Annotated in this window: 19 protein-coding genes; 15 read left to right on the plus strand and 4 right to left on the minus strand. The window is 60.9% G+C overall.

Features of this window, described 5'->3' with window-relative positions:
* Window positions 1-51 precede the first annotated feature (51 nt).
* The 13 genes from ACP7AP_RS16330 to tssH all read left to right on the plus strand — a co-directional run bounded on the left by ACP7AP_RS16330 (window position 52) and on the right by tssH (window position 17,775).
* Window positions 52-795, plus strand: coding sequence for a PP2C family protein-serine/threonine phosphatase (locus tag ACP7AP_RS16330; RefSeq protein ID WP_426035669.1), 744 nt, complete (start codon window positions 52-54; stop codon window positions 793-795).
* Window positions 792-3,398, plus strand: coding sequence for a serine/threonine-protein kinase (locus ACP7AP_RS16335; protein WP_426035671.1), 2,607 nt, complete (start codon window positions 792-794; stop codon window positions 3,396-3,398). Before ACP7AP_RS16330 ends, ACP7AP_RS16335 begins: the two co-directional genes overlap by 4 nt.
* 122 nt (window positions 3,399-3,520) lie before the next feature.
* Window positions 3,521-5,374 carry a type VI secretion system Vgr family protein gene (locus ACP7AP_RS16340; protein WP_426035673.1) on the plus strand — a complete coding sequence of 618 codons (1,854 nt, stop codon included), beginning with the start codon at window positions 3,521-3,523 and terminating at the stop codon, window positions 5,372-5,374.
* On the plus strand, window positions 5,374-5,970 hold the full coding sequence (locus ACP7AP_RS16345) for a DUF6931 family protein (protein ID WP_426035675.1): 597 nt from the start codon (window positions 5,374-5,376) through the stop codon (window positions 5,968-5,970). Before ACP7AP_RS16340 ends, ACP7AP_RS16345 begins: the two co-directional genes overlap by 1 nt.
* 41 nt (window positions 5,971-6,011) lie before the next feature.
* Window positions 6,012-7,268 (plus strand): type VI secretion system-associated FHA domain protein TagH, encoded by a 1,257-nt coding sequence (gene tagH / locus ACP7AP_RS16350; protein WP_426035677.1) that lies wholly within the window; start codon window positions 6,012-6,014, stop codon window positions 7,266-7,268.
* A 172-nt stretch (window positions 7,269-7,440) separates the two neighbouring features.
* A complete protein-coding gene (locus ACP7AP_RS16355; protein ID WP_426035679.1) occupies window positions 7,441-8,739 on the plus strand; it encodes an ImpA family type VI secretion system protein in 1,299 nt (432 codons plus the stop codon).
* A 131-nt stretch (window positions 8,740-8,870) separates the two neighbouring features.
* Window positions 8,871-9,395, plus strand: a complete 525-nt coding sequence (tssB, locus tag ACP7AP_RS16360) for a type VI secretion system contractile sheath small subunit (RefSeq protein ID WP_426035681.1) — start codon at window positions 8,871-8,873, stop codon at window positions 9,393-9,395.
* 59 nt (window positions 9,396-9,454) lie between these two features.
* A complete protein-coding gene (gene tssC, locus ACP7AP_RS16365) occupies window positions 9,455-10,942 on the plus strand; it encodes a type VI secretion system contractile sheath large subunit (protein WP_426035683.1) in 1,488 nt (495 codons plus the stop codon).
* Window positions 10,943-11,000: 58 nt separating this feature from the next.
* Window positions 11,001-11,501: an Hcp family type VI secretion system effector gene (locus ACP7AP_RS16370; RefSeq protein WP_426035685.1), complete on the plus strand. Its 501-nt coding sequence runs from the start codon at window positions 11,001-11,003 to the stop codon at window positions 11,499-11,501.
* 99 nt (window positions 11,502-11,600) lie between these two features.
* Window positions 11,601-12,155 carry a type VI secretion system baseplate subunit TssE gene (gene tssE / locus ACP7AP_RS16375; protein ID WP_426035687.1) on the plus strand — a complete coding sequence of 185 codons (555 nt, stop codon included), beginning with the start codon at window positions 11,601-11,603 and terminating at the stop codon, window positions 12,153-12,155.
* Window positions 12,152-14,089: a type VI secretion system baseplate subunit TssF gene (tssF, locus tag ACP7AP_RS16380; RefSeq protein WP_426035689.1), complete on the plus strand. Its 1,938-nt coding sequence runs from the start codon at window positions 12,152-12,154 to the stop codon at window positions 14,087-14,089. Before tssE ends, tssF begins: the two co-directional genes overlap by 4 nt.
* Window positions 14,086-15,081: a type VI secretion system baseplate subunit TssG gene (gene tssG / locus ACP7AP_RS16385; protein ID WP_426035691.1), complete on the plus strand. Its 996-nt coding sequence runs from the start codon at window positions 14,086-14,088 to the stop codon at window positions 15,079-15,081. The genes tssF and tssG overlap by 4 nt, the downstream gene beginning before the upstream one ends.
* A gap of 60 nt (window positions 15,082-15,141) precedes the next feature.
* Window positions 15,142-17,775 carry a type VI secretion system ATPase TssH gene (gene tssH / locus ACP7AP_RS16390; protein ID WP_426035693.1) on the plus strand — a complete coding sequence of 878 codons (2,634 nt, stop codon included), beginning with the start codon at window positions 15,142-15,144 and terminating at the stop codon, window positions 17,773-17,775.
* Between the two features lie 345 nt (window positions 17,776-18,120).
* On the opposite strand, the gene ACP7AP_RS16395 is transcribed toward tssH, so the two are convergent.
* Together ACP7AP_RS16395 and ACP7AP_RS16400 are read right to left on the minus strand one after the other, a co-directional pair.
* Window positions 18,121-20,379: a peptidoglycan DD-metalloendopeptidase family protein gene (locus ACP7AP_RS16395; protein ID WP_426035695.1), complete on the minus strand. Its 2,259-nt coding sequence runs from the start codon at window positions 20,377-20,379 to the stop codon at window positions 18,121-18,123.
* 170 nt (window positions 20,380-20,549) lie between these two features.
* Window positions 20,550-20,948 carry a DUF1036 domain-containing protein gene (locus tag ACP7AP_RS16400; RefSeq protein WP_426035697.1) on the minus strand — a complete coding sequence of 133 codons (399 nt, stop codon included), beginning with the start codon at window positions 20,946-20,948 and terminating at the stop codon, window positions 20,550-20,552.
* Window positions 20,949-21,068: 120 nt separating this feature from the next.
* On the opposite strand from ACP7AP_RS16400, the gene ACP7AP_RS16405 reads away from it, so the two are divergent.
* Both ACP7AP_RS16405 and ACP7AP_RS16410 read left to right on the plus strand, forming a co-directional pair.
* Window positions 21,069-22,250: a mandelate racemase/muconate lactonizing enzyme family protein gene (locus tag ACP7AP_RS16405; RefSeq protein WP_426035699.1), complete on the plus strand. Its 1,182-nt coding sequence runs from the start codon at window positions 21,069-21,071 to the stop codon at window positions 22,248-22,250.
* 81 nt (window positions 22,251-22,331) lie between these two features.
* Entirely contained in the window at window positions 22,332-22,940 is a 609-nt protein-coding gene (locus tag ACP7AP_RS16410) for a FecR family protein (RefSeq protein ID WP_426035701.1), read from the plus strand.
* Here ACP7AP_RS16410 and ACP7AP_RS16415 read toward each other — a convergent pair.
* Window positions 22,937-24,790 (minus strand): CHASE2 domain-containing protein, encoded by a 1,854-nt coding sequence (locus ACP7AP_RS16415; protein WP_426035703.1) that lies wholly within the window; start codon window positions 24,788-24,790, stop codon window positions 22,937-22,939. The two genes, ACP7AP_RS16410 and ACP7AP_RS16415, sit on opposite strands and share 4 nt — an antisense overlap.
* A complete protein-coding gene (locus tag ACP7AP_RS16420) occupies window positions 24,780-25,493 on the minus strand; it encodes a Crp/Fnr family transcriptional regulator (RefSeq protein ID WP_426035705.1) in 714 nt (237 codons plus the stop codon). Before ACP7AP_RS16420 ends, ACP7AP_RS16415 begins: the two co-directional genes overlap by 11 nt.
* Between the last annotated feature and the right edge of the window lie 26 nt (window positions 25,494-25,519).

A 25,519-nucleotide genomic window follows, 5' to 3' on the forward strand; every position in this document is an offset into this window, starting at 1 on the left:
GCCCGCCTGTAATAAGCCCGGCGGGCAAGGTTGTTTCAAATGGGTGGGTCGATGATAGAGGCTCCATTTCAATTCGAGACTGGCGCTGCGACCGATACGGGCCGCGTGCGCGATCACAATGAAGACAGTTATCTGACGCTGCCCGAGGCCGGGGTTTGGGTGGTGGCCGATGGCATGGGCGGGCACCATGCGGGCGATTTTGCCAGCAAGGCGATTGTGGAAAGTGTGGGGTCTTTGGGCCGCCCGGTTTCCGCGCCGGATTTGCAGGCTCGGTTTATGGATCGGTTGCTGCGGGCGCATCAGTTGATTCAGGATCAGTCAGCGCTGCTGAATGGTGCGACAGTGGGGGCAACCTTGGTGGCCTTGCTGGCGTTTGATCAGCATTTCGCTTGTGTGTGGTCGGGCGACAGCCGGATTTATCTGCTGCGCGCGGGCCAATATACCCAAGTCACAGTGGATCATACCGAGGTCAATGAATTGCTGCGCACTGGTGCGATCACGGCGGAACAGGCGCTGACTTGGCCGCGCCGCAACGTGATCACGCGGGCGATTGGGGTTCATGCGACGCCGCAGACCGATGAGCGTTCGGGGGGGGTGGCGGATGGCGATGTGTTCTTGTTGTGCTCGGATGGGCTGACCGAACATGTTGAAGATCACGAGATGGCCGAGGCTTTGGGCCGCTTTGCACCGCAAGCCGCCTGCGATGCGCTGATACAAATGACGTTGGCGCGCGGGGCGCGTGATAATGTGACTGTGGTGGTGGTGAAAGTCAGCGCCGCGAGGGCGTGGCAATGAGCGACACGCCAAACTCTGGCCCAAACCATGCCACAACGGTTTCTTCCGGCACCCTGATCATGGGCACCTATGAGATTGAGCGTCTGATCAACTCGGGCGGTATGGGCGAGGTTTACCGGGGCCGTAATATCCACAATGACGAGCCTGTGGCGATCAAGATCGTGCTGCCATCGTTGGCGCATGACCCAAAAATCGTGGCGTTGTTCCAGAAGGAAAGCACGACGCTGTCGCGGCTAAGCCACGAAGCGATTGTGCGGTATCATGTGTTTACCGTCGATCCGACCATCGGGCGGCCTTGCATGGTGATGGAGTTTGTCTCGGGCACTTCGATGTCTGACCGCATCGAGCAAGGGCCGATGCCGGTCGACGATGTGCGGGTGATGCTGCGGCGGGTGGCCTCGGGGTTGGACAAGGCGCATCGGGCCGGGGTGGTGCATCGGGATCTGTCGCCGGACAATGTGATTTTGGAAGACGGCCATGTCGAGCACGCCAAGCTGATTGACTTTGGCATTGCGAAAAGCACCGCTTTGGGGGCGGGGACTTTGTTGCAGGGGCAGTTTGCCGGCAAGTTCAACTGGGTGTCGCCCGAGCAGTTGGGCGCGTTTGGCGGCACGGTCGATGGGCGGTCGGACATATACTCGCTGGCTTTGGTGACGGCGGCGGCGAGCAAGGGTGAAGTGCTGCCGATGGGGGCGTCGATTGTCGATGCTGTCGGCAAGCGGTCGGCTGTGCCGGATTTGAACGGCGTGGATGAAGCGCTGGTGCCACTGCTGTCTTGGATGTTGCAGCCCGATCCGGCGTTGCGGCCTGACAGCATGGCGAAGGTGATGGCGGCGGTGGATAACCCGGCTTTGGTGCCGCAGATTGCTGCGCCTGCGCCGAAAGCGCCCGATCCGAACCGCACGGTGATCGGTGGGGCATTGCCGATCCAACAGCCGAAGGTGGTTTCGGTCGCCCCCGTTGAGCCTTCGGTTTCGGTGGCTCCGGTATCCGTGGCGCCTGTGGTGAATACTTCGGCTCCGGTTGCGGCGACGGTGATTGCTGCGGTGACGCAGGCCCCGGAAAGCGAAGATGTCAGCCCGTTTGGTGCGCCGGGAATGGCGGCTGCGGTGAAGCCTACGCTGGCCGAGCCGCTGGTGGTGAAGAACAGCAAAAGCGGTTTGATCGCGGTGGTGGCGCTGCTGGCTTTGGGCGGTGGGGCTGCGGCGGCGTATTTCGGCGGGGTGTTTGACGGCAAAGTGGTGCCTGTGGCGGGGGAGACTCAGGCAGACGCCGAGACGCGGGTGAAGGCTGAGACGGCTGACGCGGAACGGGCTGCTGCCGAGGCGAAAGCGGCAGCGGATGCTGCGGCGGCGAAGGCTGCCGAGAATGCGGCGGCTATTAAAGCTGCGGCGGATGTTAAAACCACAGAGGACGCGGCCAAGCAGGCCGAGGCGGATGCGGCAGCGCGGAAGGCGGCGGACGAGCTTGCCGCGCAAAAAGCCGCTGATGAAGCGGCGGCGAAACTCGCGGCGGATCAGGCGGCGGCGCGGAAGGCGGCGGACGCGGCAGCGGCGCAAAAAGCCGTCGAGGAAGTCGCGGCTCAGCAAACAGCAGCGCAGAAGGCTGAGGCGGATGCGGCAGCCAAGCAGGCTGCGGATGAAGCCGCCACGAAACAGGCGGCAGATGCGGCAGCGGCGCAGAAGCTGGCCGAGGAAGCGGCGGCGCAAAAGGCGGCGGATGAGGCAGCGGCTAAGCAAGCGGCGGAAGCGCAACGGCTGGCTGACGAGGCGGCGGCTAAGCAGGCGGCGGACGAAGCGGCAGCCAAGAAAGCTGCCGATGAGGCAGCGGCAAAGCAGGCGGCGGAGGCTGAAGTTGCTGCGGCGGAGGCTGCGGCGCAGAAGGCCGCCGAGGAAGCCGCAGCGGCACAGCAATTGGCGGATGAGGCGGCTGCCAAGAAAGCCGCTGAGGAAGCTGCGGCCAAGGCCGATCCCGTGGCGGCTCAGTTGGCTTATTTGGCGGGCGTGAAGCCGCCGCTGTGTGCGATGGTGACGCTGAAGGATGCCAAGGCCGCAGGTTTTGGGCTGGACGGCTATGCGGCGGACGCAGCGGCTTTGGCCAGCTTTGCGAAAGACTGGCAGGTGGCCACGCAGACCACGCCAGACCTTGCCGTGCATGCAATCAACGCGGCTCAATGCCCGCTGATTGAATTTGCCTCGCACTACCCCGCGCCGGATGTTGATCCCTTGGCGGTGGTGATGCAGACACCCGGCGAGGTGGTGAAAAGCGGGGCCAATGTCAGCGGCAAGGTCGAAGGGCTGGAGGGGCGGAATTTTGCGCTGTTTATCTTCTCGGAGGGCGGCGGCGCGACCAACCTCAAGCCTTGGACCACGATGGGCAGCGATGGCACCGCCAATTTTGAATTCAATCTGACGCTAGAGGCAAACGCCCCGCCCGCGCCGCAAATTCTGCTGGCGATGGTGACAGACAAACCACTGCCTGCGCTGGATAAGGTGCCAGCGGGGGTGACGGCACAATCGCTGATGCCGTTCCTGGAAAAACAGTTGGAGAAAGCCGGGGTGAAGCCGACCCTTAGCTTCGCTTATTTCCGGCTGGAGAACTGAACGGGATGAGCGCGCGCAGCTTTTCTTGCCAGATTGGCGTGGCTTGATGTAACGTTGCAGGTATCCGGGGTTATTTTCCCCAGCCTGACCGTTTTACGCCTATTTTTGAAAGCGATATCCAGATGCCCACAAGCTTTTCCCAAGACAATCGCATCGGTCGGATGTTCACGCCTTTGCAGGCGAACGACTTGGTGCTGATTGAGTTTTCTGGCAGCGAGGCGGTTAACGCGATCAGTCAGTTTCGCGTCAAGGCGCTGTCCGCCAAACCGATTTCAGAGATCGAGCCCTTGCTGGGTGAAGCGATCGCGGTTCAGATTGTTACCCCCTTGGGCGATGTGCGCGATTTTCACCAGATGGTGGATGCGATCCGCTATCTGGGGCCCGAAGGCCAAGAGCATGTCTATGAGTTTGAGCTGCGGCCGTGGTTCTGGCAGTTGTCACGGCGGATCAATTACAGGATTTTCCACGAGGTGAACGTCGTCGATGTGATCCGAAAAATCGTTGACGAATATGGCAATTCGGATGTGGCGGGCTTTATTGACCTGACCGTCGGCAACTTTCCTGAAATGGAATATGTCGTGCAGTACAACGAATCCGATATGGATTTCCTGTGCCGCCTGATGGAGCGGTTCGGCATCAACTACCATTTCCAGATGGAGCCGACGCGGCACACGTTGGTGCTGACCACCGGCGCGGATGCGTTCAACGATGCCCCAGCCTCGCCGCGCGCGTTCAGCCCTTTGGGCAGCCGGGGCGATGCCACGGCAGAGCATTTTGATGCCTGGTCGCCACAACGGCAGCTGACCACCGGATCGGTGCGATTGACCGATTACAACTTCAAGACCGTCTCGGCGCAGATGGAAGTCACCCGCGAAAATTTGCGCGGCTTTGTTAACGCGAATATGGAAAGCTTCGGCTATCCCGGCGTCTATCTGACCACAGGCGAAGGCAATCCGATTGCGCAGCGACGTTTGGATGGCTACCGGATGGGCGATGCCACCGTGCGCGCGAATGGCAATGCCGCAAGCCTTGGCGCGGGGATGAAGTTTCAGCTTTCGGCCCATTCCGATGCCGGGCAGTTGGACGAATATGCGGTGCTGGCGGCACAGCATTTTGTCTCGAACGGCACGTTCCGCTCGGGGGGCGGCGTGTCGGCTGACACCGCCTATCAAGGGGCTTATGTGCTGACCCGCAGCACCAATCCGATTGCACCGCAGCGCTTAACCCGGCCACCGCGTATTTCCGGGCCACAAACGGCGCTGGTGGTAGAGGGTGCCGAGGGGAACATCGACGAATTTGGCCGCATCAAGGTCAAGTTTTTCTGGGCCCCGGATGATGTGTCGATGTTTTGCCGCGTCTCGCAAATCTGGGCGCATGAAAATTGGGGCACGATCTTTGTGCCTCATGCCGGGATGGAAGTGATTGTGGAGTTTCTGGACGGCGACCCGGATAAGCCTTTGGTGACAGGCTGCGTCTGGAACGAGAAGAACGGCCCGGACATGCCGGCAAATCATCTGACCAGCGGCTTCAAGACGGTGCGCAACAACCAACTGTTCTTTGACGACACCGAGGGTCAGGAAAAGATCTACATCCGGGCGCAAAAGGATATGACGCGGGATGTGATGCACGACGACAAATCCACCACCCACGGCAAGCAGACCCTGAAGATCGACGGCAGCAAAAGCGAAAGCGTCGGCGGCAGCTCATCGTCCTCGGTTGGCGGCGACAAGTCTACCTCAGTCAGCGGCGCTGAAACCCATAAGGTGAAGGGCAGCCTGTCAATCGAATCCAAAGAGAAGATCGAGTTGAAGGTGGGGAGTTCCAGCATCACCATTGATCAAACCTCGATCAAGATCAAAGCCTTGACGGTAGAGGTCGAAGCCACCGCCGAGCTGAAAACCAAAGCGGGCGCGATGGCCACGCATGATGGGGGGGCGATGATGGTGATCAAAGGCGTTCTGGTGACGATTAACTGATGGGCAGCGCATCTGATACCACTCCGCCCGTCACAATCGCCGCCGCACCCGGTCTTCGGGTGCAACTGGGGCGTCAGCTGTTCGGCACCATGCCGGAAATGGCGGATGATATTGTGGCAAGGCCGGGGGAAGGTGAGCATGTGTTCGACTTTTGCCGTCGCCTGCGCTTGGGCGAGACACCAGAGGAGGCGATCTCGCTGATGGCTTTTGCCTTGCAGCCGCGCCCTGCGGTGTGGTGGGGGCATGAATGTCTGAAGGCAGCACCCGATCTGCTGACCGATCAGGACCATGAGATGATGCAGATTTGTGCGGCTTGGGTCGGTGAGCCGAGCGAGGCCAACCGTTATCTGGCACTGGATGCAGGGCTGCATGTGGCGGTGCGGGGGCCGGGGGCCTGGCTGGCATTGGCGGTGGGCTGGGCTTCGGGCTCGATGGCACCGGAAGGTTTGCCGCCTGCGCTGGTTCCGATGTTTGCGATTGGGCGGGCGCTGAACGCCGGGGTGTTGACGGCGCTGGCGCGGGTGCCGCAGGACAAGCGGCGGCGCATGCTGGATCATTACGTTGGGATGGCCGAGGTGCTGGCAAAAACCGTGTAAGCCGCCTATCTTAGGTCTAGTCCCTGTTGGAATACCCCGAAATGAAACTGACCCTGCGGATTGAGAATTTGGATAGCCTGCCGGATGGTGGGCCGCTGGAGTTTTCGGCCGTGGCGCGCGGCTTTGAAGTGGGCCGCGATTCGGCGATGGATTTGTCTTTGCCCGATCCGAACCGCCATATCTCAAGCCGGCATTTTGAGGTGACGTTTCGCGATGGTCAGTTCTGGCTGAACGACATTTCCACCAATGGCACCTTCATCTATGGCGCGGCGATGCGGGTGTCGTCGCCGTTGGCTTTGACGCATAATGAGCGGCTGCAAGTTGGGCAGTACATCATCCGGGTGTTGGTGGTGGACCCGGCAGCCTCGGCCTTTGCCGCGCCGCCACTGACTGCCCCGGTGTCAGATCCATGGAGCCTTGCGCCAAGCCCCTCGCCGATGCCGCAGTTTTCAACCACGCCTTTGCCGCCACCAACGCGGGCTTCATCGGCGCTGGCAGGGCAGTTTGGCGACAGTTTTGTCGAAAACCCGCGTCCCGCCAGTTTTGTGCCCACCACGCCGCCGATGGATGCGCCGATTGCCCCACTTGCCAGCCCTTTGCCGCAAGCGGTAACAACGCCGCCTGCGCTCGCGACCACACCGCCGCCTGCCCCGCCCGCCTCTGAACCGTTTCCGCTGCGGCCCGTTCCCGCGCAGATAGAGGCCCCGGCAGACGCTTTGCCATTGCTGGACGCGATCTGCAAAGGCGCGGGGCTGCCTGCGGGAACTCTGTCGAAGGTCGATGTCACGCAACTGGGCGAAGACATTGGCAAATCTTTGCGCATCGCGGCCGAGCAGTTGATGGCGCTTTTGGGTGCGCGGGCGGCTGCGAAGCAATTTGTCAAAAGTTCTAGCCGGACGATGATCGGCGGGATCAACAACTCGCCCTTAAAGTTCAAGCCCAACCCGACCGAGGCGCTGAGCACGATGTTCGGCCCGAAAACCGAAAGTTATCTGGGGGCAGTGGCCGCGTTCACCCAAGGCTTTGACGATGTAAAGCGCCACCAAACGGCGGTTTATGCGGCAATGCAGCCTGCGTTGGCGCGGTTGCTGGAAGACCTTTCGCCCGAGTCGATTGAAGAACGATCCACCGGCGGAATCATGTCATCGAAAAAGGCGCGGGCTTGGGAATTATTCGTTGAACGCTGGGATGCCAAGACACATCCTTATGAAAACGGCATGTTGGATGTGTATTTAGCCTACTTTTCCGATGCCTACGACGAAGCGGTGAAGTCCGCCACCCCGAAAAACGGCGGTTGACCATGCCGCAGCGCGGCGGTAGCCTTCACATAAGTTTTGCAAAGGACCGACAATGACTGCTGCATTGATCACCCTTCTACTTGGCACTGGCGTGATGGGCCTTGGCCTGCTGGCAGTGCTGCCGAAACCGCAGCCCGTGCGTGTTGCTGCAAACCGCAAGTAATCTTCCAAAATGCGGCTGGATGATCTGATCAAGCCGATCTCGCCGGATGCGCCCTGCGGTGAAGACCTGCTTGCGCTGGATGACGCGGATTATTGCGATTATTACTTCAACGTCGAAGACCGCCTGCCCACCAGTTATTTCAACATGGTGCGCGGCACGCTGTTTGACCCGAAATCTGTCGATCAAAAGGCCGAATCAGCGCAGCTTGACGCGCTGCTGAAACGCAGCCGCGATTTGCGCCTGCTGGGGCTGGAGGCGAAATTTCAAATCCTTGCCGGACGCTTCAAAGGCTTTGCCGATGCGGTGATGGGTTTCGCCGGGCTGATCGAGGCTTATCCCGGCGAAGTGCATCCGGTGGACCGCGTGGATCGGCAGAATGCGATTGAGGAACTGAACGCGCTGGCCACCATCGCCGCGCCGCTGGACTATGCGATTTTGCTGACCGACAAGCGGGTTGGCGACATTATCTATCGCGGCTACGGCACCGCCTCGGGCAAAATTCCGACGCGGGAAGGTGAGCAACCGGGCGACGTTGGCAGCATCACTGGGGCGCTAAGCTCATCTGAGAACGCCAAGACGGTCGATGCTTTGTACGAGCAGCTTACGGGCCTGCGGGGGGCGCTCAAGACCATCATTCAGCTCTGCCAATCCAGCACGCCGCCGTTCTCGCCGAAGCTGGACCGGCTGGATGATAAGCTGGCTGATATTCTGGCGATGGTGGTTTCCGCGCGCGGCGATCTGGGGGCAGAGGCGGCCCCGATTGTTGAGGGGGCCGAGGGCGAGGCTTTCGCAGCAGGTGCGCCGGGTGCTGCCACCACGATCACGGTGCAAACCGGCACGGCCGAGGTGCCAAACCACCGTGTCGCCTATCAGCTGTTGCGAGCGGTAGAGCGGTATTTTGCCACCACCGAACCTGCGTCTTTGGCCTTGGTTCTGGTCACGCAATCGCGGTTGCTGATCGGGCGGCCCTTGGTGGAGGCGTTGGACGCTTTGCTTGAAAACTCCGCGGGTTACGCCTCGATCAGCTTTGGCACCGAGACTGGCTTTGCGATTTCGATGGCGCGGATGCGCGATCTGTCGGGGCAGGCGAACATCACTTCGGATGATTTCTCGACGCCCGGTGAAAATGATCCGCCCGCCCCCGAAGTGGTCAGCCGCGATCATGCCGGGCAGATTCTGAAGCAGATCGAAGATTTCTACCGGATGCGCGAACCGGCCAGCCCGATTCCAATCCTACTGTTCAAAGCCCGAAATATGCTGTCTAAAGACTTCCATGCGCTGGTGCGCGAATTGATTACGCCTTCCTGATTTTGTCTAATTTCGCTTGACTGACCACGGTTTCCTTTGACCAAATGCCCGTTTCGGGCGCAGAGTTGAAATCTGTTGACTTGTAGCGCCGGTGCGGCTTTTCTTTTCGTATTTAGAACAGGAGAATTGTTATGGCATCTTCCGATTCAGCCACCGGCTTTATCAAGCGCAATCGCCCGCCGCGTGTGCAAATTTCATACGCCGATCCGATTGAAGCCAACAAACAGGTCGAGCTGCCGTTTGTGATGGGCATCATGTCGGATCTGTCAGGCAACGCCAGCAAGGTTGAAAAGCCCCCCGTTGCCGACCGTGAATTTACCGCTGTGTCCTCGGATACGCTGGATGACTATATGGAAAGCGTCTCGCCCGGTCTTGCGATCAATGTGGATAACAAGCTGGACGCGGAACAAGGCGGCAAGCTTTCGGTCAACCTGAACTTCAAGAAAATGGCCGATCTCAGCCCCGGTGAGATTGCCCGGCAAGTGCCCGCGCTGAACAAACTGCTGGAAGCCCGTCAGCAGCTGGCGAACCTTGCCCGCTATATGAACGGCAAATCCGGTGCCCAAGAGCAGTTGAAGCAGTTGCTGGCTGACCCGGCGCTGATGGCGGCCTTGGATGAACGCCGTGCTGCCGCCAAGCCCGAAGGCGAAGAATAATCCTGAATGGCCGCCGTTGCAGGCTGCTGATTACACAAGACATTTTTTAGGAAATCGACATGGCAACTGAACTGCAACAAGACGGCGGAGCCGGTGGCGCCCTGCACGAGCTGGATGAATTCTCAGCGATCCTGAAGCAAAACTTCAAACCTCGCAGCGATGTCGCCGCGCGGGAAGTGGAGAATGCCGTAGGCACGCTGGTGCGTGAGGCTTTGGCCGACGAGACGGTGATCACCGACGATATTCTGGACACCATCGACAAGATGCTGGCCAAGATCGACGAAAAGCTGTCGCAGCAGGTCAATGAGATCATCCACAACGCCGAATATCAAAAACTGGAAAGCGCGTGGCGCGGCTTGGCTTACACGGTGAACAACACCGAGTCGGATGCGACGCTGAAGCTGCAAGTGATGAACATCTCGAAGACCGAGCTGGACAAGGAACTGCGCGGCTATCCGGGGGCGAAGTGGGACCAAAGCCCGCTGTTCAAGAAGATCTACGAGGCCGAATTTGGCCAGTTGGGTGGCCAGCCCTTCGGCGCGCTGGTGGGTGACTTTGCGTTTGACCACTCGTCATCGGATGTGCGCCTGCTGCGTGATCTGGGCAAGATTGCCGCCGCAGCCCATGCGCCTTTTATCACCTCGCCCGCGCCGACCCTGATGGGGATGGACAGCTGGAACGAGTTGGGCAACCCGCGCGATCTGTCCACGGTGTTTGATACGCCGGATTATGCAGGCTGGAACTCGCTGCGCGATTCAGAAAACTCGCGCTATATCGCGCTGGCAATGCCGCGGGTGCTGGCACGCTCGCCCTACGGTCAGAACGGCGAGCCGGTGGAGGAGTTCAACTTTGAAGAAACCACCGACGGCCATGAAGGCAAGCAATACGCTTGGATGAACGCCGCGCATGCGATGGCGGTGAACATCAACCGCGCGCATAAGGAATATGGCTGGACGGTGCAAATTCGCGGTGTCACCTCGGGCGGTGAGATTGCCGCCCTGCCGGTGCATAATTTCGATACCGGCGATGGCTCGACCGATATGAAATGCCCGACCGAATTCGCGATCAGCGACCGGCGTGAGGGCGAGCTTTCCAAATCGGGGATCATGCCGCTGATCCACCGCAAGAACACCGACCGCGCCGCATTCTTGGGCGCGCAATCGTTGTACCGACCGAAGAAATATCAGAACGAAGAGGCCACGGCCTCGGACAATCTGTCTTCGCGCATCCCCTATATCTTCGCGATTTCGCGTTTCAGCCATTATCTGAAATGCATGGTGCGCGACATGGTCGGTTCAAACCGCGAACAGGCGCAGTTGGAAAAAGAACTGCAAAACTGGATCAACCAGTATGTTCACGGCAACCCTGGCACCGCATCCGAGCGGGAAAAGGCTCTGATGCCTTTGGCTGCGGCCAAGGTGGAAGTGATCGCGGACGAAGAAAACCCCGGCTACTACGTCGGAAGATTCTTCCTTCGTCCGCACTACCAGTTGGAAGGCATGGATATCGGGATGAGCCTGGTCTCCAAGCTGCCGTCCGGCAAATAAGTCGCGGTCTTGGGCGGGTGTCCAAGGCAGCTAAAGTTACATTCAAAGGAGAGTACAGATGGCCGGAACAGACATTTTTCTGAAGGTTGGCGGAAATATCAACGGTGAATCCACCGATGACCAGTTCAAAGAGCATTTGAACATCGACAGCTATGGTTGGGGCGTGACGCAGCAAGGTACGTTCAGCGCGGGTTCAGGCGCTGGCGGTGGTGCTGGCCGTTCGATGGTGCAGGACATGCATTTCACCAAGCTGATCTGCAAAGCCTCACCCGAAATCATGATCGCTTGCGCCACTGGCAAGCACATCCCGGATGCGACGCTGTTCGTGCGCAAAGCCACTGGCGACAAAGCGATGGTTTATTTCCAGTTTGAGATGAAAGACGTGCTGGTATCGTCGTATCAGACCGGTTCGGGCGGCGGCCAAGGCGCTTTGATCAACGAGCAATTCTCGTTCAACTTCCGCGAATTGACCCTGACCTACTGGCAGCAGACCGCAGCTGGTGGCCAAGGTGCGAAAGTGCAGAAGAAATACGACCTCGCCACTAACAAAGGCTCCTGAGTGCAAAGGCCGGGCGAGCGCGCTTGCCCGGCCTTCCCCTTCGATCACCGCTTGACCTATCACCGCTCTCAGGCGACCTGATCCTAAGAAAGTCGGCCTATGGCAGAGCGTGACGGTATTTTCCAAGTCTCTTTGATGAACGTGTTCCGCCAAGCCGCGCGCGAGCGGGATGCTTCGGCGCGTGATGATGTGGTGAGCGACGGCGATGGCCGGGTGCTGTCGGCGCGCAGTATTGAGCGCCGCGAGGGCGCGGGGCAGGCGACATTGCGCGATCATCTGGCGATTGATCTGGGCAATCTGATCGCCACGGTGCATCTTGAGGCCACTATCCCATTGCATGGCTTGGATTATGTGAAGAAGTCGATTTTGAATTACGGTATCCCCGATATGTCGCGGCTGACGGTGGACGATCACCGCCATAGCCAAGTCGCCCGCGATCTGCGCGACGCCCTGCTTGCGCATGAGCCGCGTTTGATCGCAGAAACGCTGGTGGTGAAAATGCGCCGTCCCGAGGCGGATGCCGCCCAGCGCATTGCCTTTGACATCACCGCCGAGATGGCCGCGCGCCCGGTCGATGTGCCGCTGGAGTTTGTTGCCGAGATCGACACCGGGGCGGGCAAAGTCGCACTGTCAAGCCTTGTGGTGCGCGGATGAACCGGGGGTTTCTTGAAGCGTATAACCGCGAACTGGCCCTGCTGTATGAGGGTGCCAAGGAATTTGCCGAGGATTTTCCGGGTATTGCCGAGCGTTTGGGCGGGCTGACGCAAGACAATCTTGACCCGGCTGTGGCGGGCTTGCTGGAAGGCGCGGCGTTCATGGCGGCCCGCGTGCAGTTGAAACTGGACACCGAATTTGAGACGTTCACCGGGGAATTGCTAGACCAGTTATTGCCGAATTTCATGGCTCCAACGCCCTCGGCGATCCTCGCCCAAGCCGATCCGAACTATGCCGAGGATGAGTTGGAGAAGGGTAAGAATTTCCCTGCCGGTGCCTATCTCGATGCCCGCTATGTCGATCGCGATCAGCGGATTTCCTGCCGTTTTCGCCTGTCGGCCCCGCTGACATTGTGGCCGCTGCGGCTGACCACGGCGCGGTTTGCCTCTGGCCCTACCGGATTTCAGGCTTTGGGGCTGGATGTTGGCGCAGATACCGCGGGCGGGCTGATCCTGTCGTTCCTGCGGCCCGCGTCCGTTGCGCAAAAAGACAAACCCGGCAAACCTGTAAGCGCCATTCAGGCTGATACGCTGCCGATCTATCTGACAGGCGATCTGGGCGAGCAAATTTCGGTTTATGAGCATCTGTTCACCAACACCACCCGCGCCACGATCCGATATCTCGATGCGCGCGGCGATCCGGTTTTTCTGCGGCTGGAACCCGGTTGGCTGGAACAGATCGGCTTCGAGGATACCGAAGCGATCTTCCCGGAAGATACTCGGGTGTTCCGGGGTTTCACCCTGCTGCGCGAGTTTTTTCTGTTTCCGCAGAAGTTTTTAGGGTTTCGCCTGCAAGGTCTGCGCAAGGTTCTGCCCCGCATTCCGGCGGCGGGCTTTGATCTGATGATCGAGATGAACGCGGTGCGGCCCAGCCTGCCTGCCCGCATTACGGCCGAGAATTTCCGCCTGTTCGCCGCCCCCGCGATCAACCTGTTTGAAGAAAACTGCGCGCAGGTCAAACTCGACACTTTGCGGCATGACTATCTGGTCAGCGCTGATTCCAGCCCCGCCTCGCATTACGAAGTGCACCGCATCACCGAGGTTTTTGCCTATTATGCCGGGGTGAAAACCAAGATCCCGGTGCATCCGCTTTATGGCCTGCCCGCCGATGTGATGGCCCCGCGTGAGGCGCTTTATTACACCGCAAAGCAACGCCCCCGGAGATTGACGGCGAAAGAAAAACGCTTCGGGCAGGTGCAGGGCTATACCGGGACCGAAAGTTTTATCTCGATTTATGAGCCCGGCCATCTGGACAGTGCCGAGCGGGTGAAGCGGTTGCAGATCAAACTGCTCTGCTCGAACCGTCATCTGCCGCAGTATCTGCCGATTGCCCAAGGCGGCGCGGATTTCCGGCTGAACGACGACACCGCGATCCCGCTGCGTTGTATCGCGGGCCCGACCAATCCACGTGAGTCGGTGCTGGAACTCGATGAAAGTGCTGCGCATCGTGCCAAGGCGGGCCCGGTGCATTGGCGGTTGATTTCCTTCCTGTCGCTGAACTTTCTGGGCTTAGATAATCGCGGCAGCCGGGATGAAGCAGCGGCGCTGCGCGAACTTTTGACCCTGTTTGCCGATGTCTCGGCGCAGATCACCGAACGGCAGTTGCAGGGGCTAAAAGCGGTGACAAGCCGCCCCGTCACCCGCACCATCCAGCGCGCGGGCGGCTATCATGCGGCGCGGGGCACGCAAGTGACCCTGCGGTTTGATGAGCGGGCGTTTGAAGGCTCGGGCGTGTTTTTGCTCGGCGCGGTGCTGGATCGGTTTTTCGCCGAATACGCCAGCATCAACAGCTTTACACAACTGGTGCTGGCCTCTGACCAGCGTGGCATGATCAAAACCTTCCCGCCGCGCACGGGGCAAGGACCGCTGCTATGAGCGCGCGCCGCGATGATCTGAAGGCCGACCCTGCCGGCTTTGGCTTTCTGGCGCTGATGCGTGAGGTCGAACGTGGTCAGCCCGCGCGGCCAAGGATCGGGCGGAATAGCAATCTGCCCGAGGAAATCGTGCGGCTGGGGCAGGAACCGTTTCAGGCTTTCCCGGATCGCAACGTCAGCCAAGTGACGGAAAGTGCTGAGGGAAAGCTGCGGGTGCGCTCGAATTTCCTTGGCTATTTCGGCCCGCAGGGTGCTTTGCCGATGAACACCACGGCGGAAGTGCAGCAGTGGTACATGTTCAAGGACGAGGCGTTTGTCCGGCTTGCCGATCTGTTCACCAATCGGTTTCAGCAGTTGTTTTTCCGGGCTTGGTCGGATTCGCGCGGCATCACGCAATATGACCACCCCGGTGATGATCGGTTTCAGGGCTATGTGGGGGCCTCGGTGGGGCTGGCCTCGCCGTCACTGCAAAGCCGTGGCACGGTGCCGGATATGGCGCGGCTGCCCTTGGTCGGCATTGCGATGGCGCGGGTGAAAAGCCCAGTGCGGTTGCGGCAGATTTTGGAAAGCCTCTGCGGCGTGACGGTGGAGATTGAGGAAAACGTGCCGGTTTGGCTGGGGTTTGAAGCTTCGGATTTGACACGGCTGGGGGCGGCGAATTCTGGTCTTGGCCGCGATTGTCGGCTGGGGTCACGCGTGCAATCGGTGAATGAGAAAATTCGCGTGGCGGTGAAAACCGAAAGCCTGCCGGAATATCAAAGCTTTCTGCCCGGTGGCTCCAGCTTTCAGCGGCTGACCGAATTGCTGTTCAGTTATCTGGGGCATGAGACAGAGGTGGAAATCGCACCGTCTTTGCCCGCCGATCAGATCAAGGGCGTCGCCTTGGGCAAGGGCGGCGCTTTGGGCTGGACGGGGTGGATCGCACCGCCCGCAGCCCCGCCCGGAACCTACCGATCCGACGCCGTTTTCGCCTCGGACCGCCGCACAGCCTGACTTCGCCCCACCTGACTTCACACAGCCTGCCATTTGAAAACTGATTTGAAGGGAAACACTATGGCCGATATTAGCCTTGAGACCGTCGCCGGAAAGCTGAACCGGGTGGGCTATGATGCGTTTTTGCAATCTCTGCGCCACGCCAAGAACGAGGGCAACCGCAATGTGGAACTGTCGCATTGGCTGTTCCACATCGTGCAAAACCCGAAATCGGATATTTCCGCCACGCTGAACCATTTCAAACTGGATCGCGCAAAGCTGGAAAAAGATTTGGCTTTGGTGATCGACAGTTTCCGCAAAAGTGCCACCGAAATGCCCTCGGTTTCCGAGTCGATGACGACGGTGATGGATCACGGCTGGCGCTATGCGACGCTGCTGTTTGGTGAGGCACAGATCAGAACCGGGCATATCTTGATTGCAGCGCTGAAGGACAAGGAGGCGCGCGCCAAGCTGGTGCAGATGTCGAAAGTGTTCGGCGAGATTAACCCGGATACTTTGGTGAATGAGGCGCGGGGGGCGTGGAAGGATTCCGACGAGGAAGACATGCGCCCGATGGATGGCACCGGGATTGGCCGCGCTCAGGCAGGCGCTGCGGCGGCTGGCGGGGCTACCGGGACGACCGCGCTGGACCGGTTTGCGGTGGATATGACCGCGGTTGCCGCATCGGGCAAGATGGACCCGATTGTCGGGCGCGATGAGGAAATCCGCCAGATCATCGACATCCTGCTGCGCCGCCGTCAGAACAACCCGATCCTGACAGGTGAGGCTGGGGTGGGCAAAACCGCCGTGGTCGAAGGCTTTGCGCAGCGATTGGCTGCGGGCGATGTGCCGCCGAAATTGCAGGGCAACAAGCTGTTCATGCTCGATCTGGGGCTGATGCAGGCCGGGGCCAGCATGAAGGGCGAGTTTGAGCAACGCCTGCGGAGCGTGATTGACGAGGTGCAGGGCAGCCCGGTGCCGATCATCCTGTTTATTGATGAAATCCACACGCTGATGGGGGCCGGGGGCGCAGCAGGTACAGGCGATGCGGCGAACCTGTTGAAGCCCGCTTTGGCGCGCGGCACCCTGCGCACCGTGGGGGCTACGACATGGATGGAGTATGCGAAATACTTCGAGAAAGACCCGGCGATGACCCGGCGTTTCCAGCCGATCACCATTGACGAGCCGTCGATTGACCGCGCCTGCTACATGCTGCGCGGCATCTTGGCCCCGATGGAAAAGCACCACGGCGTGCGGATTTCGGATGAGGCCGTGGTGGCGGCGGTCAACCTGTCGGCGCGGTATATCCCGTCGCGGCAACTGCCGGACAAGGCGGTGTCGCTGTTGGATACGGCCTGCGCGCGGGTGGCGATCAGCCAATCCACCACGCCCGCCAAGGTGCAGGATTTGCGGGTGAAGATTCAGGCTTTGGCGTCAGAGATCGCCGCCAAGGAATCGCAGCGCGATCTGGGCGAGGTGAACGAGGACCGCATCAAGGAAGCACAGGCCGAGCAGGCTGTGGCCGAGGGCGAACTCGCGGTGACCGAAGCGATGTATAGCGGCGAAAAGGCGATGGTTGATGAGATTTTGGCCCTGCGCGCGTCACTGACCGAAGACGGTGCCGATACCGTGGCGCTGCGCGGCCAACTTGCGGGCAAGATGACCGGGCTGGAGGAAACCAAGCCGGATGACCGCATGGTGTATTCCCATGTGGATGAGCAATCCGTCGCCTCGATCATTTCCGACTGGACCGGGATTCCGGCCGGGCGGATGGTTTCGGACGAATTGCAGATGATCTTGACCTTGGGGGATCGGCTGAAAGAGCGGGTGATCGGGCAGGATCATGGGCTGGAGATGATTGCCAAGCGGATTGAAACCTCAAGCGCCAAGCTGTCGAACCCGAACAAGCCGATTGGGGTCTTTATGCTCTGCGGGCCTTCGGGTGTGGGGAAAACCGAAACGGCTCTGGCCTTGGCCGAAGCGGTTTATGGTGGTGAGCAGAATATCATCACGATTAACATGTCGGAATTCCAAGAGGCGCATACCGTGTCGCTGCTGAAAGGCGCGCCCCCCGGCTATGTCGGCTATGGCGAAGGCGGGCGGCTGACTGAGGCGGTGCGGCGCAAGCCTCATTCGGTGGTGCTGCTGGATGAGATCGAAAAGGCCCATTCTGATGTGCATGAGTTGTTCTTTCAGGTGTTCGACAAGGGCATCATGGAGGATGGCTCTGGCCGGCCGATCAACTTCAAGAACACGCTAATCCTGCTGACCTCGAATGTCGGCACCGAGGTGATCATGGATATGGCGGAAAAGGGCGAAACCAAGCCCGCGGTCGAAGATCTGACCGAGGCGATGAAGCCTTACCTGACCCGCGTGTTCCCGCCTGCTTTGCTGGGCCGCATCGTGACGATCCCGTATTTCCCGCTGTCTACCGAGGTTCTGACGGGCATCGTGAAGCTAAAACTAAAGGCGATCGTGCGCCGGATGAAGGAAAACCATGGCGCGGTGATGACAGTTTCGCCCGAGGTGATGGCGTATATTGTCGAGCAGTGCAAAGACCCGGATTCGGGTGGGCGGATGGTTGATAACATCATCACCAACACCATTTTGCCGGGTCTGAGCCGCGAAGTGTTGTCGCGGATGGTGTCGCAGACCGAGATGAAAACGGTGGAAATCGTGATGAAAGACGGCAAGATCGGCTATGAATTTAGCTAGTGTGTGGTGCGTGCAAGCACGCGCCTTACCTGCCGTCTGTTGTTCCCAGCGGGGAATGACTTGTGTGGTTTGATAGTGTGCCCACACCATGTTGTGTCCCCCAACGCCAGCCTTTGCAAGGGCTGGCGTCTTGGCTTGCGTGAAAACCCAGCCGCGCGGGCCTGTTTTGGCCAACATGACGCGAAATGGATGTTCACAAAATCAAACCCCAGACTGCTCTCAATCGCGCATACACACAACATCTTGTGGAAAATCCCTCTGAAATCGGTCAAAACCACAAACCTCTCCCAGCGGGGAAAGTGGCTAAAGTGCAGCCGCATCGTTTCAGATCAAAGCCATCCCGCTTTAGATCGGGGTGCCCAGCAATCCCGCGATGATCTTCTGATAGGCCAAAACCTCGGGCGGGGTGGCGGCGACGGCGGGCAGGCTGGCGCCGCCCTTGCGGCTCATCTTCAACTCGGCCCATTCCTTGACATAGGCAATCGTGCGCCCGGCAAGGAACGGGTTGGCTTTGACCACCCCACCCCCCATCACATCGGCGACAAGCTGATCGTCCTGCGCGCTCAGCACCATATTCGCGCCTTCTGCCCCAAGGAAATGGCACAGATACAGTCGCCCCGCCGTGATGTCATGGCCGCGCGCGCGCAGATAGCTTTCGCCTTCGCGCGCAAGGGCCGTGACCATATCGCGGCTGATGGTGGGATCGGTGCGCAGCGCCAGAAGGCTGGCGCGGTCCATCGTGCTGGCCAGATCGGGCCGGTATTGCTGCATCATCCGCAACCATGTGCTTTCGATAAACTGGCCTAAGCCCACCGCGCTGGACAGCGGATTGGCCGCATCCGCCTTGCCGCCCGATTCCACCCGGATGATCTGATCGACCAGCACTTCCACCGCCGAGCCGCCACCATCCGCCACCACAGTCACGCCCCCTACCAGCGGATCAACCGCCACGCCGTTCTCATACAATTCAAAATGCAGATGCGGCCCGGTGGATTGCCCCGTGGTGCCGATATAGCCGATCAACTGGCCCGCCGTCACAGCCACCCCCGCCTTGATGCCATCGGCAAAGGCCGACAGATGCGCGTAGCGGGTTTCCAGATTGCCGGGATGGCTGATCTTGATCAGGTTGCCATAGGTGCCACCATCGCCCGCAGCCAGAATGGTGCCACCAAAGGCCGCAACTACGGGCGTGCCAACCGGGGCGGCCCAATCGGTGCCCTTGTGCAGCTTCAGCACTTTCAGGATCGGGTGCATCCGGGGGCCGAAACGTGAGGTCAGCACACCCTTGGCGGGCGTCACAAACCCGGCGCGCAAAGAAATACCGCCGCCCGCAGCACCGCCACCGCTGTTGGTGCCGGGACCAAAGCAAGTATAATCCTCTTTGCCAGCGGGCTTGTAGACATGACATTCCAGCACCTTGCCCTCGCCCTTGATCGCGGCATAAAGCACCTGACCGGGGCCGGAACCGCCGCTGCCTGCATCGCGGGAATAGAGCAGCGTCATCTTATCGCCGGGGGCGGCGAAGCTATCCATGTCGAAGGCTTGGCTCATCATCACGATGGTTTCAGCCACCACCGCCGAGGGCACACCATTGCGGATGGCCGCCGAATAGAACGCATCCAGCATGCGGTATTTGCGGCTGGTATCGACATTGGCCGCCACCTGATCGCCCGCAAAGCTGAACAGATCTTCTTCAACCCACGGGTCGGCGGAAGTCACAACTGTGCCCGCGTCATTCAGTGCCACCGCGCCGAAATAGTCGGTCTTGGTGTAAAGCGAAGCCTGCACCGGCACCATCACGCCGCTACGATTCGCCGCCCGCATCGCAAGGATTTTCCCCGGCCCAAGGGTGCCAAACTCCGGCACCAGCAGGGCTGCCGCATCGGCAAAGCGCTTGGCGGCAGCGGCGTCCATGCCATGCTCCACCATCAAACCCGTCAGATCGGTGGTGTCTTTCAGCCGCAGGAATGTGTCCTGATAGGGCGGCTTGCGCTGGGCCTCGGGCAAGATGAAATTGACGCTGGTGGTGTTCTCGATCCGGGTTTTGACATAGGTTTCCGGCGTGGTGGTGCCGTCCATATTCTCACCCCAACTGGCATCACCATCAGCGACCACCACCGTCTCGGCGGGCTGTTCTGACGGCTGCTGCGGCTTCGGGAGAGCGGTGGGGGCCGAACGCTGGGCTTGGAAATAAGCGAAATCCTCGCGGCTGGAGGGCAGCGTGGTGATCAGCTTTTCCTCGCCCGTGATCAGATCATCGCTGAGCAGCGACAACTCGTCCCCGGCACGATCCGCAGGAATATCAACGGGTCGCAGCAGCAGCTTGGTTTTCTGTGCAGCCCCGGTATCAAACCGCAGCAGCATCGGATCGCCCGCAAGATCGACAAAGGCCGAGACATAGGCGGCAGGTGGCGTGTCATCGGCCACATCCACCGGATCTTCCGGCGTGCCGACCGTCACGACGCCGCCCAGATACAAGGCCACCACCACGCCACAAACCGCCACCAGCCCCGCGATCCATAGCACCGCGCGCACCGCAACCGCATTGCTGCGCCGCTGCGCAGATCGGTCGCGCGCCGCTTTGAATCGGGGGTCGATTTCCATGCTGACCTTGCCGGGAATACGCTGAAATAACTGCCAAGAACTCCGCCAACCTAGCGCAGCGCAAACCCACTGGCTAGCGGCTCAAAAACCCTTAAAACTTGTCTAAAAGTGTCATCCTCTCTGCTCAAATATCCTCGGGGTGAGGCCGCAGGCCGAGGGGCGGAAAGCCCCTACTGCGTCGCCGCCAGAAACAACGTCCACCTTTGCGTCTTCAACGTATCGACCTCAATAAACCCCGCCGAAATATCGCCGCGCGACCAACATTCCGAAATCCCCCGGATCGAAAACTTGCGTGGTGAGACGCACATCTGCGTCGTGCCGTTCAGGATCGGCTGACCGAACACGTCTTGCGCATAAAGATAGATGTAACGGCTGCTCAACTCCTCTTTGATCACGTTGGCGCATTGGTTCGGGCCAATGGTCCACCAGCCTTCGGTCTGAAACTCGCCGTCAACATCCTGCCCGATGGCGACGTTCACCACGTCGAAACTTTGATTGCAGACGGCAAATTCCGCCTGCGCCGGGGTGGCGAGGCAGAGGCCGACGAACAGGGGCAAAGCGCGGATCATCCTTTCAGCATAGCCGCCCCGGGCCCTGCCGCAAAGTGGCAAGCGGCGACTTAATCTGTCGCAAACGCACCCGACAGCGCGCCGATCCTGCGCCACCCTAGCCACAACCAAGGAGCCGCCATGCAGATCAAAGCCATTCGTGCCACGCCCGTGCTGATCCCGCTGGAAGCGCCGTATCTGTGGTCATATGGCGCGCTGGATGGCTTTACCAAGACGATTGTAGAGGTAGAGACCTCGGACGGTCTTATCGGTATCGCCGAAGCGCCCAGCCATGGCTCTGCTGCGATCATCGCGCGGATGGCCGAGGCTTTGGTCGGCCATGATCCGCTGGATATGGCGGGACTGGAGCGGCGGGTTTTGCCATCGATGCCCGCCAATCATTCGGTGACGGATTACGCGACGCGGGCGGCTTGGGGCGGGATTGAGATTGCTTTGTGGGATCTGCGTGGCAAGCTGTGGGGGCAGCCAGTGGCGAACCTGCTGGGCGGGATTCAGCGCACTGAGATTGCCTTCACCGATTACTTTTCTTACCGCCTGCCGCAGGATGGCAAGGGTGGCGAAGCCAGTATTCAGGATGTGGTCGATTACTGTCTATCGCTGCGCGAAGCCCATGGTACGACATGGTTTGAGGGCAAGGTCTCGGACCCCGATCTGAACGCCAATATCCGGCTGATGCAGGCTTTGCGGGCGGCTTTGGGCGAGGATTCCATGCTGCGGATCGACAGCAATCAGGCGTTCTCGCTGCCGTCCTGCTTGCATCTCGCCCCCGCGTTTGAGGAATTGAATATCCGCAACTGGGAAGACCCAACCCCGGATTGGACGGCGATGAAACGGCTGCGGGCGCGCACGACGATTGCGTTTTCGGGGCATAATACCGACATCGGCAAGGCGGTGGCCTACGGCGTGCCGGATGCGATTGTGTCGGATGTGGCGGGGTTTGGCGGCTTCTCGGCGATGCTGCGGTTTGTCAGTGCTTGCGCGGGGGCTGGGATTGATTTCTGGTGCTATTCTGGCGGATCGGGACTGGAAACCGCCGCCTATCTGCACGCCTGCGCTGCTCATCCGCATATCCGCGAGCCGAACCAATCTTTGCTGCGCCAGCAGCCGCATGATGTGATCGCGGAAGGGCCGTTCAGCCCGAAGAACAATCACCTTCCCCTGCCGAAAGGCCCCGGTCTGGGCGTCACGCTGGATGCCGACCGCATCGCCCATTGTGCGCGGCTGTTGGTGGAAAATGGCGTGCCAAACAAATACCGCGACCCGGATGCGCCGGGGCAGATGCGGCGGATGCCGCTGGTTTGAGGTGTCGGCGCAGGCCGAAGCGCTGGCTTGAGTGGCAAAAATCGGCTAGGCTGTGCGGTATTATTGACATGAGGTATTGCGATGGCCCCCCGGATCGAGCTTAGCCGTCGGCAGGTGTTGCTAACGGCATCTGTTGTGATGCTACCGCTGCCGATCCGGGCAGCCGCTGATGTCGGCGTGGTGGAAACCACCAAGGGCAAGGCTTGGGCTGCGGGGTCGCCCACCCGAGATCTTGTGGCGCAGGCGGTGGTGTTTCTGGGTGATGAGATTGGCACCGGGGCGGAGTCTCGTCTTGCCATGCTGCTTGCGGGCACCACGCGGATTCTGATGGGGCCGCAGACCACGCTGACCATCGACCAATTCACCGCCGAAGCGGGGGGCGAGTTGGTGCTGGGAGACGGCGCGATGCTGTTTGACCGCGATGAGGGTGCGCAGAAAACGCCTGTGCAACTGAGCACCGCGTTTGGCCTGATTGCGGTGCGCGGCACTCGGTTTTTTGCGGGGCCAAGCAAGGGCAAGTTCGGCGTGTTTGTCGAGCGTGGCGAAGTGCGTCTGTCGGGTGGCGGGGGAGAGGTGGCACTTTTGCCGGGGTTTGGCAGCGATATTGCGGCGCCCGGACAGCCCCCGTCGCAGCCAGCAGCTTGGAAGCAGGCGCGAATTGAAGCGGCAATGGCCTTGGTTGGGGGTTAGCGGATGGGCGGAAGCGTGTAGGCGGCAACCGCACCGAAGCCGCGCAACTCGACCTCTCCCATGCTGCGCCATGGCAGCGCGGGCAGTGCTGCCCGCAAGCCAGGCCCGGCCAAAAGCGTGACGCCAAGGCTTTTACCTGCCTGTTCCAACCGTGCTGCGATGTTCATGGCGCGGCCATGGGCGGTGTAATCCAGCTTTTTTCCCGCCCCGACATCGCCGACCACCAGCACGCCACATTCCATCCCGACGCGGGTGATGCCGAGGCCTTGGTTCTGCGGATCAGCGGCAAATGCAACGCCGTAGGCCTGCAACGCTTGGCCCGCCTGCACCGCGCGGGCGCAGTGGTCGGGCAGATCGAAGGGGGCGTTGAACAGCACATGCGCCGCATCGCCGACAAACTTGTCCACCATGCCGCCCTGGGCGTGGACGATCAGGGTCAGCCCGGCGAAATAGCGGTCGAGAATGGCGATCAGATCGGTAGGCGACAGAGCATCGGCATAGGGCGAGAAGCCGGCGATGTCGGTGAACAACGCGGTGATCTCACGCGCCTCACCGGGCAGGCGGGACAGGCCCGGTTGCGCCGCGATTCGCGCCACCACGGCAGGCGAGAGGTGCCGCTCAAACCGCCGCCGCAGGACTTGGGCATGACGCCGCGCGGCCAGCATCGCGGCGGTGGTGGCAGTCAGGCCAGTGGCGAGCGGCAGCAGGGCGGGGTTGATCGGGTCAAGTGCAAGGCCCGCGCGCAACCAGAGTGTTGTGGCGATGACGGCCCAGAGCAAGGGGAGAGTGAGTGTCACGGCCAAGGCTATGGTCGCCAAGCCACGCGCGGCGATCCACAGCGCCAGCAAGGCCATCGCCACAGCGGCCACAATCTCGGCCCATGCCGCCCAAGCCGGACGCAGCAGCAGGTGGCCCGAAAGCATGGTTTCAAGCGCATCGGCCTGAATTTGCACCGAAGGCGCAAGCGGGGTGACAGCCGTAGGGCGCAAGGAGGCCGCCTGCGGCGCGCTGAGGCCCAGCAAGACGATTTTTGCGGAAAAATCGTGGTCTTGGGACAAAGCTTGCGCCAAGCTGATGGTCCGGTTGCTCCATTTCGCGGGATCGGTCGGGCGGATGCGCAGATCGGCTTGGGTGCCGAGGGGCAGCACAATCGCACCGAGGCTCAAGTTGCCCTGCCCGATACGCAGCGTGCTTGCGCCTTGGGCCAGTCGCAGCACTTCGGCGGCAAAGCCGGGAGCTGCGGTTTCAGCGGCCAACAGCAGCAGCGGCACACGGCGCACCCTGCCCTGCGCCTCACCGCGCAGCGCACTGATGCCAAGCCCTGCGGCAGTCAGGGTCGAGGCTTCTAAGCCATTGGCAGACCATGGCTGCGTCGGCACGGGCGGGCCAGACGACAACAGCGGGGCCAGCGGCGGCACCGGGCTGGCCTGATCAGACAAAGCGGCGGCGAGAACCGTTGGCACGCGGGACAAAACGATTTGCAGTGCGGCATCGCCGTCAGTCAGGGCCGTACCGCCCGGTACATCGGCCAAGGCCAGCGGTCCGGCAGGATCGGGACCGGAGAGCACAAGATCAAGGCCCAGAACGGCGGGGCTTTGCGCAGCAATCTGATCCACCACCCGCGCCAGCCTTGTGCGGGGCCAAGGCCAGCGGCCAAGCTGCGCCAAATCTTGTGCCGTGATCTCGATTACCCGCACCTGACCTGTGGGCGCTGCGGCGGTCGCGGCCAGACCCGCATCAAGCGTCGCCTCGCGCAGATCACGCAAGCGGTCGGGCAGGATCAAGGCCAAAGCACCTGCGATCAGCAGCGCGGCAAATCCGGCGCGCAGGGCGGCGGGTTCAATCCGCATCGGGTTCGGCCAAGGCTTGCAGGGCGGGAATGTCGCAATCCCAACCATGCGGGCCTTTGTTCAACGCGCCCGCTTCGGCCAAAGCCAGCAGCGCGCGGTTGACCTTGGGGCGGCTGGCCCCCAGCACGGTGGCAAGTTCGGTCTGGCTGATCTCTAGCCGCAAGGTGGCGCGGCTGGGCAGATCAAGGCCGTTCAACTGCCGCAAGGTGAACAGCAGGAACCGCGCGGCACGGGCTTCGAGCGGGTAAAGCGCGATGGATTCCAACTGCTCGGTGGTTTCCCGCAAGCGGCGGCTGAGGTAGCGCGCCACGCCCATGGTCAGCGCCGGATGCTTGCTGGCCAGTGCCTCGTAGCTGCGCCGGGCGAGGACGTAGCCTGTGGTGTCCAGCACCGCTGTCGCATCCGCCGAGCGGGGGTCTTGATCAAACAGCGCCAATTCGCCCAACGTGTCGCCGGGTTCGGCGTGGCGCAGGGTCAGTTCCCGCCCGGCTTGGGTGATCAGCGACAACCGCACCCGCCCGGATTTCAGCGCCAGCAACCATGCACCCGCATCGCCGCGCTGAAAGATCACTTCCGCCGCCGCCCAGCGTTGCAGGGTGGCTAGGGCGTCAATGTCGGCCAGCACCGCATCTGGCAGATCCTGAAACAGCGGGAAAGACCGCCAGAAGCTTGGTTTTTCGCGTGGGGGCGGTGCAGGGCTCATCCGGGCTCCGTGGCTTTTGGCAAACT

Origin of the sequence: Cypionkella sp. TWP1-2-1b2 (assembly GCF_049896245.1) — a bacterium.
In the GTDB taxonomy this organism is placed as follows: Bacteria; Pseudomonadota; Alphaproteobacteria; order Rhodobacterales; family Rhodobacteraceae; genus Cypionkella.

Bases quoted from the DNA above. Each gene is read 5' to 3' on its own strand.
- ACP7AP_RS16330 (WP_426035669.1), top strand. From the start codon at position 52: ATGATAGAGGCTCCATTTCAATTCGAGACTGGCGCTGCGACCGATACG.
- ACP7AP_RS16335 (WP_426035671.1), top strand. From the start codon at position 792: ATGAGCGACACGCCAAACTCTGGCCCAAACCATGCCACAACGGTTTCT.
- ACP7AP_RS16340 (WP_426035673.1), top strand. From the start codon at position 3,521: ATGCCCACAAGCTTTTCCCAAGACAATCGCATCGGTCGGATGTTCACG.
- ACP7AP_RS16345 (WP_426035675.1), top strand. From the start codon at position 5,374: ATGGGCAGCGCATCTGATACCACTCCGCCCGTCACAATCGCCGCCGCA.
- tagH (WP_426035677.1), top strand. From the start codon at position 6,012: ATGAAACTGACCCTGCGGATTGAGAATTTGGATAGCCTGCCGGATGGT.
- ACP7AP_RS16355 (WP_426035679.1), top strand. From the start codon at position 7,441: ATGCGGCTGGATGATCTGATCAAGCCGATCTCGCCGGATGCGCCCTGC.
- tssB (WP_426035681.1), top strand. From the start codon at position 8,871: ATGGCATCTTCCGATTCAGCCACCGGCTTTATCAAGCGCAATCGCCCG.
- tssC (WP_426035683.1), top strand. From the start codon at position 9,455: ATGGCAACTGAACTGCAACAAGACGGCGGAGCCGGTGGCGCCCTGCAC.
- ACP7AP_RS16370 (WP_426035685.1), top strand. From the start codon at position 11,001: ATGGCCGGAACAGACATTTTTCTGAAGGTTGGCGGAAATATCAACGGT.
- tssE (WP_426035687.1), top strand. From the start codon at position 11,601: ATGGCAGAGCGTGACGGTATTTTCCAAGTCTCTTTGATGAACGTGTTC.
- tssF (WP_426035689.1), top strand. From the start codon at position 12,152: ATGAACCGGGGGTTTCTTGAAGCGTATAACCGCGAACTGGCCCTGCTG.
- tssG (WP_426035691.1), top strand. From the start codon at position 14,086: ATGAGCGCGCGCCGCGATGATCTGAAGGCCGACCCTGCCGGCTTTGGC.
- tssH (WP_426035693.1), top strand. From the start codon at position 15,142: ATGGCCGATATTAGCCTTGAGACCGTCGCCGGAAAGCTGAACCGGGTG.
- ACP7AP_RS16395 (WP_426035695.1), bottom strand. From the start codon at position 20,379: ATGGAAATCGACCCCCGATTCAAAGCGGCGCGCGACCGATCTGCGCAG.
- ACP7AP_RS16400 (WP_426035697.1), bottom strand. From the start codon at position 20,948: ATGATCCGCGCTTTGCCCCTGTTCGTCGGCCTCTGCCTCGCCACCCCG.
- ACP7AP_RS16405 (WP_426035699.1), top strand. From the start codon at position 21,069: ATGCAGATCAAAGCCATTCGTGCCACGCCCGTGCTGATCCCGCTGGAA.
- ACP7AP_RS16410 (WP_426035701.1), top strand. From the start codon at position 22,332: ATGGCCCCCCGGATCGAGCTTAGCCGTCGGCAGGTGTTGCTAACGGCA.
- ACP7AP_RS16415 (WP_426035703.1), bottom strand. From the start codon at position 24,790: ATGCGGATTGAACCCGCCGCCCTGCGCGCCGGATTTGCCGCGCTGCTG.
- ACP7AP_RS16420 (WP_426035705.1), bottom strand. From the start codon at position 25,493: ATGAGCCCTGCACCGCCCCCACGCGAAAAACCAAGCTTCTGGCGGTCT.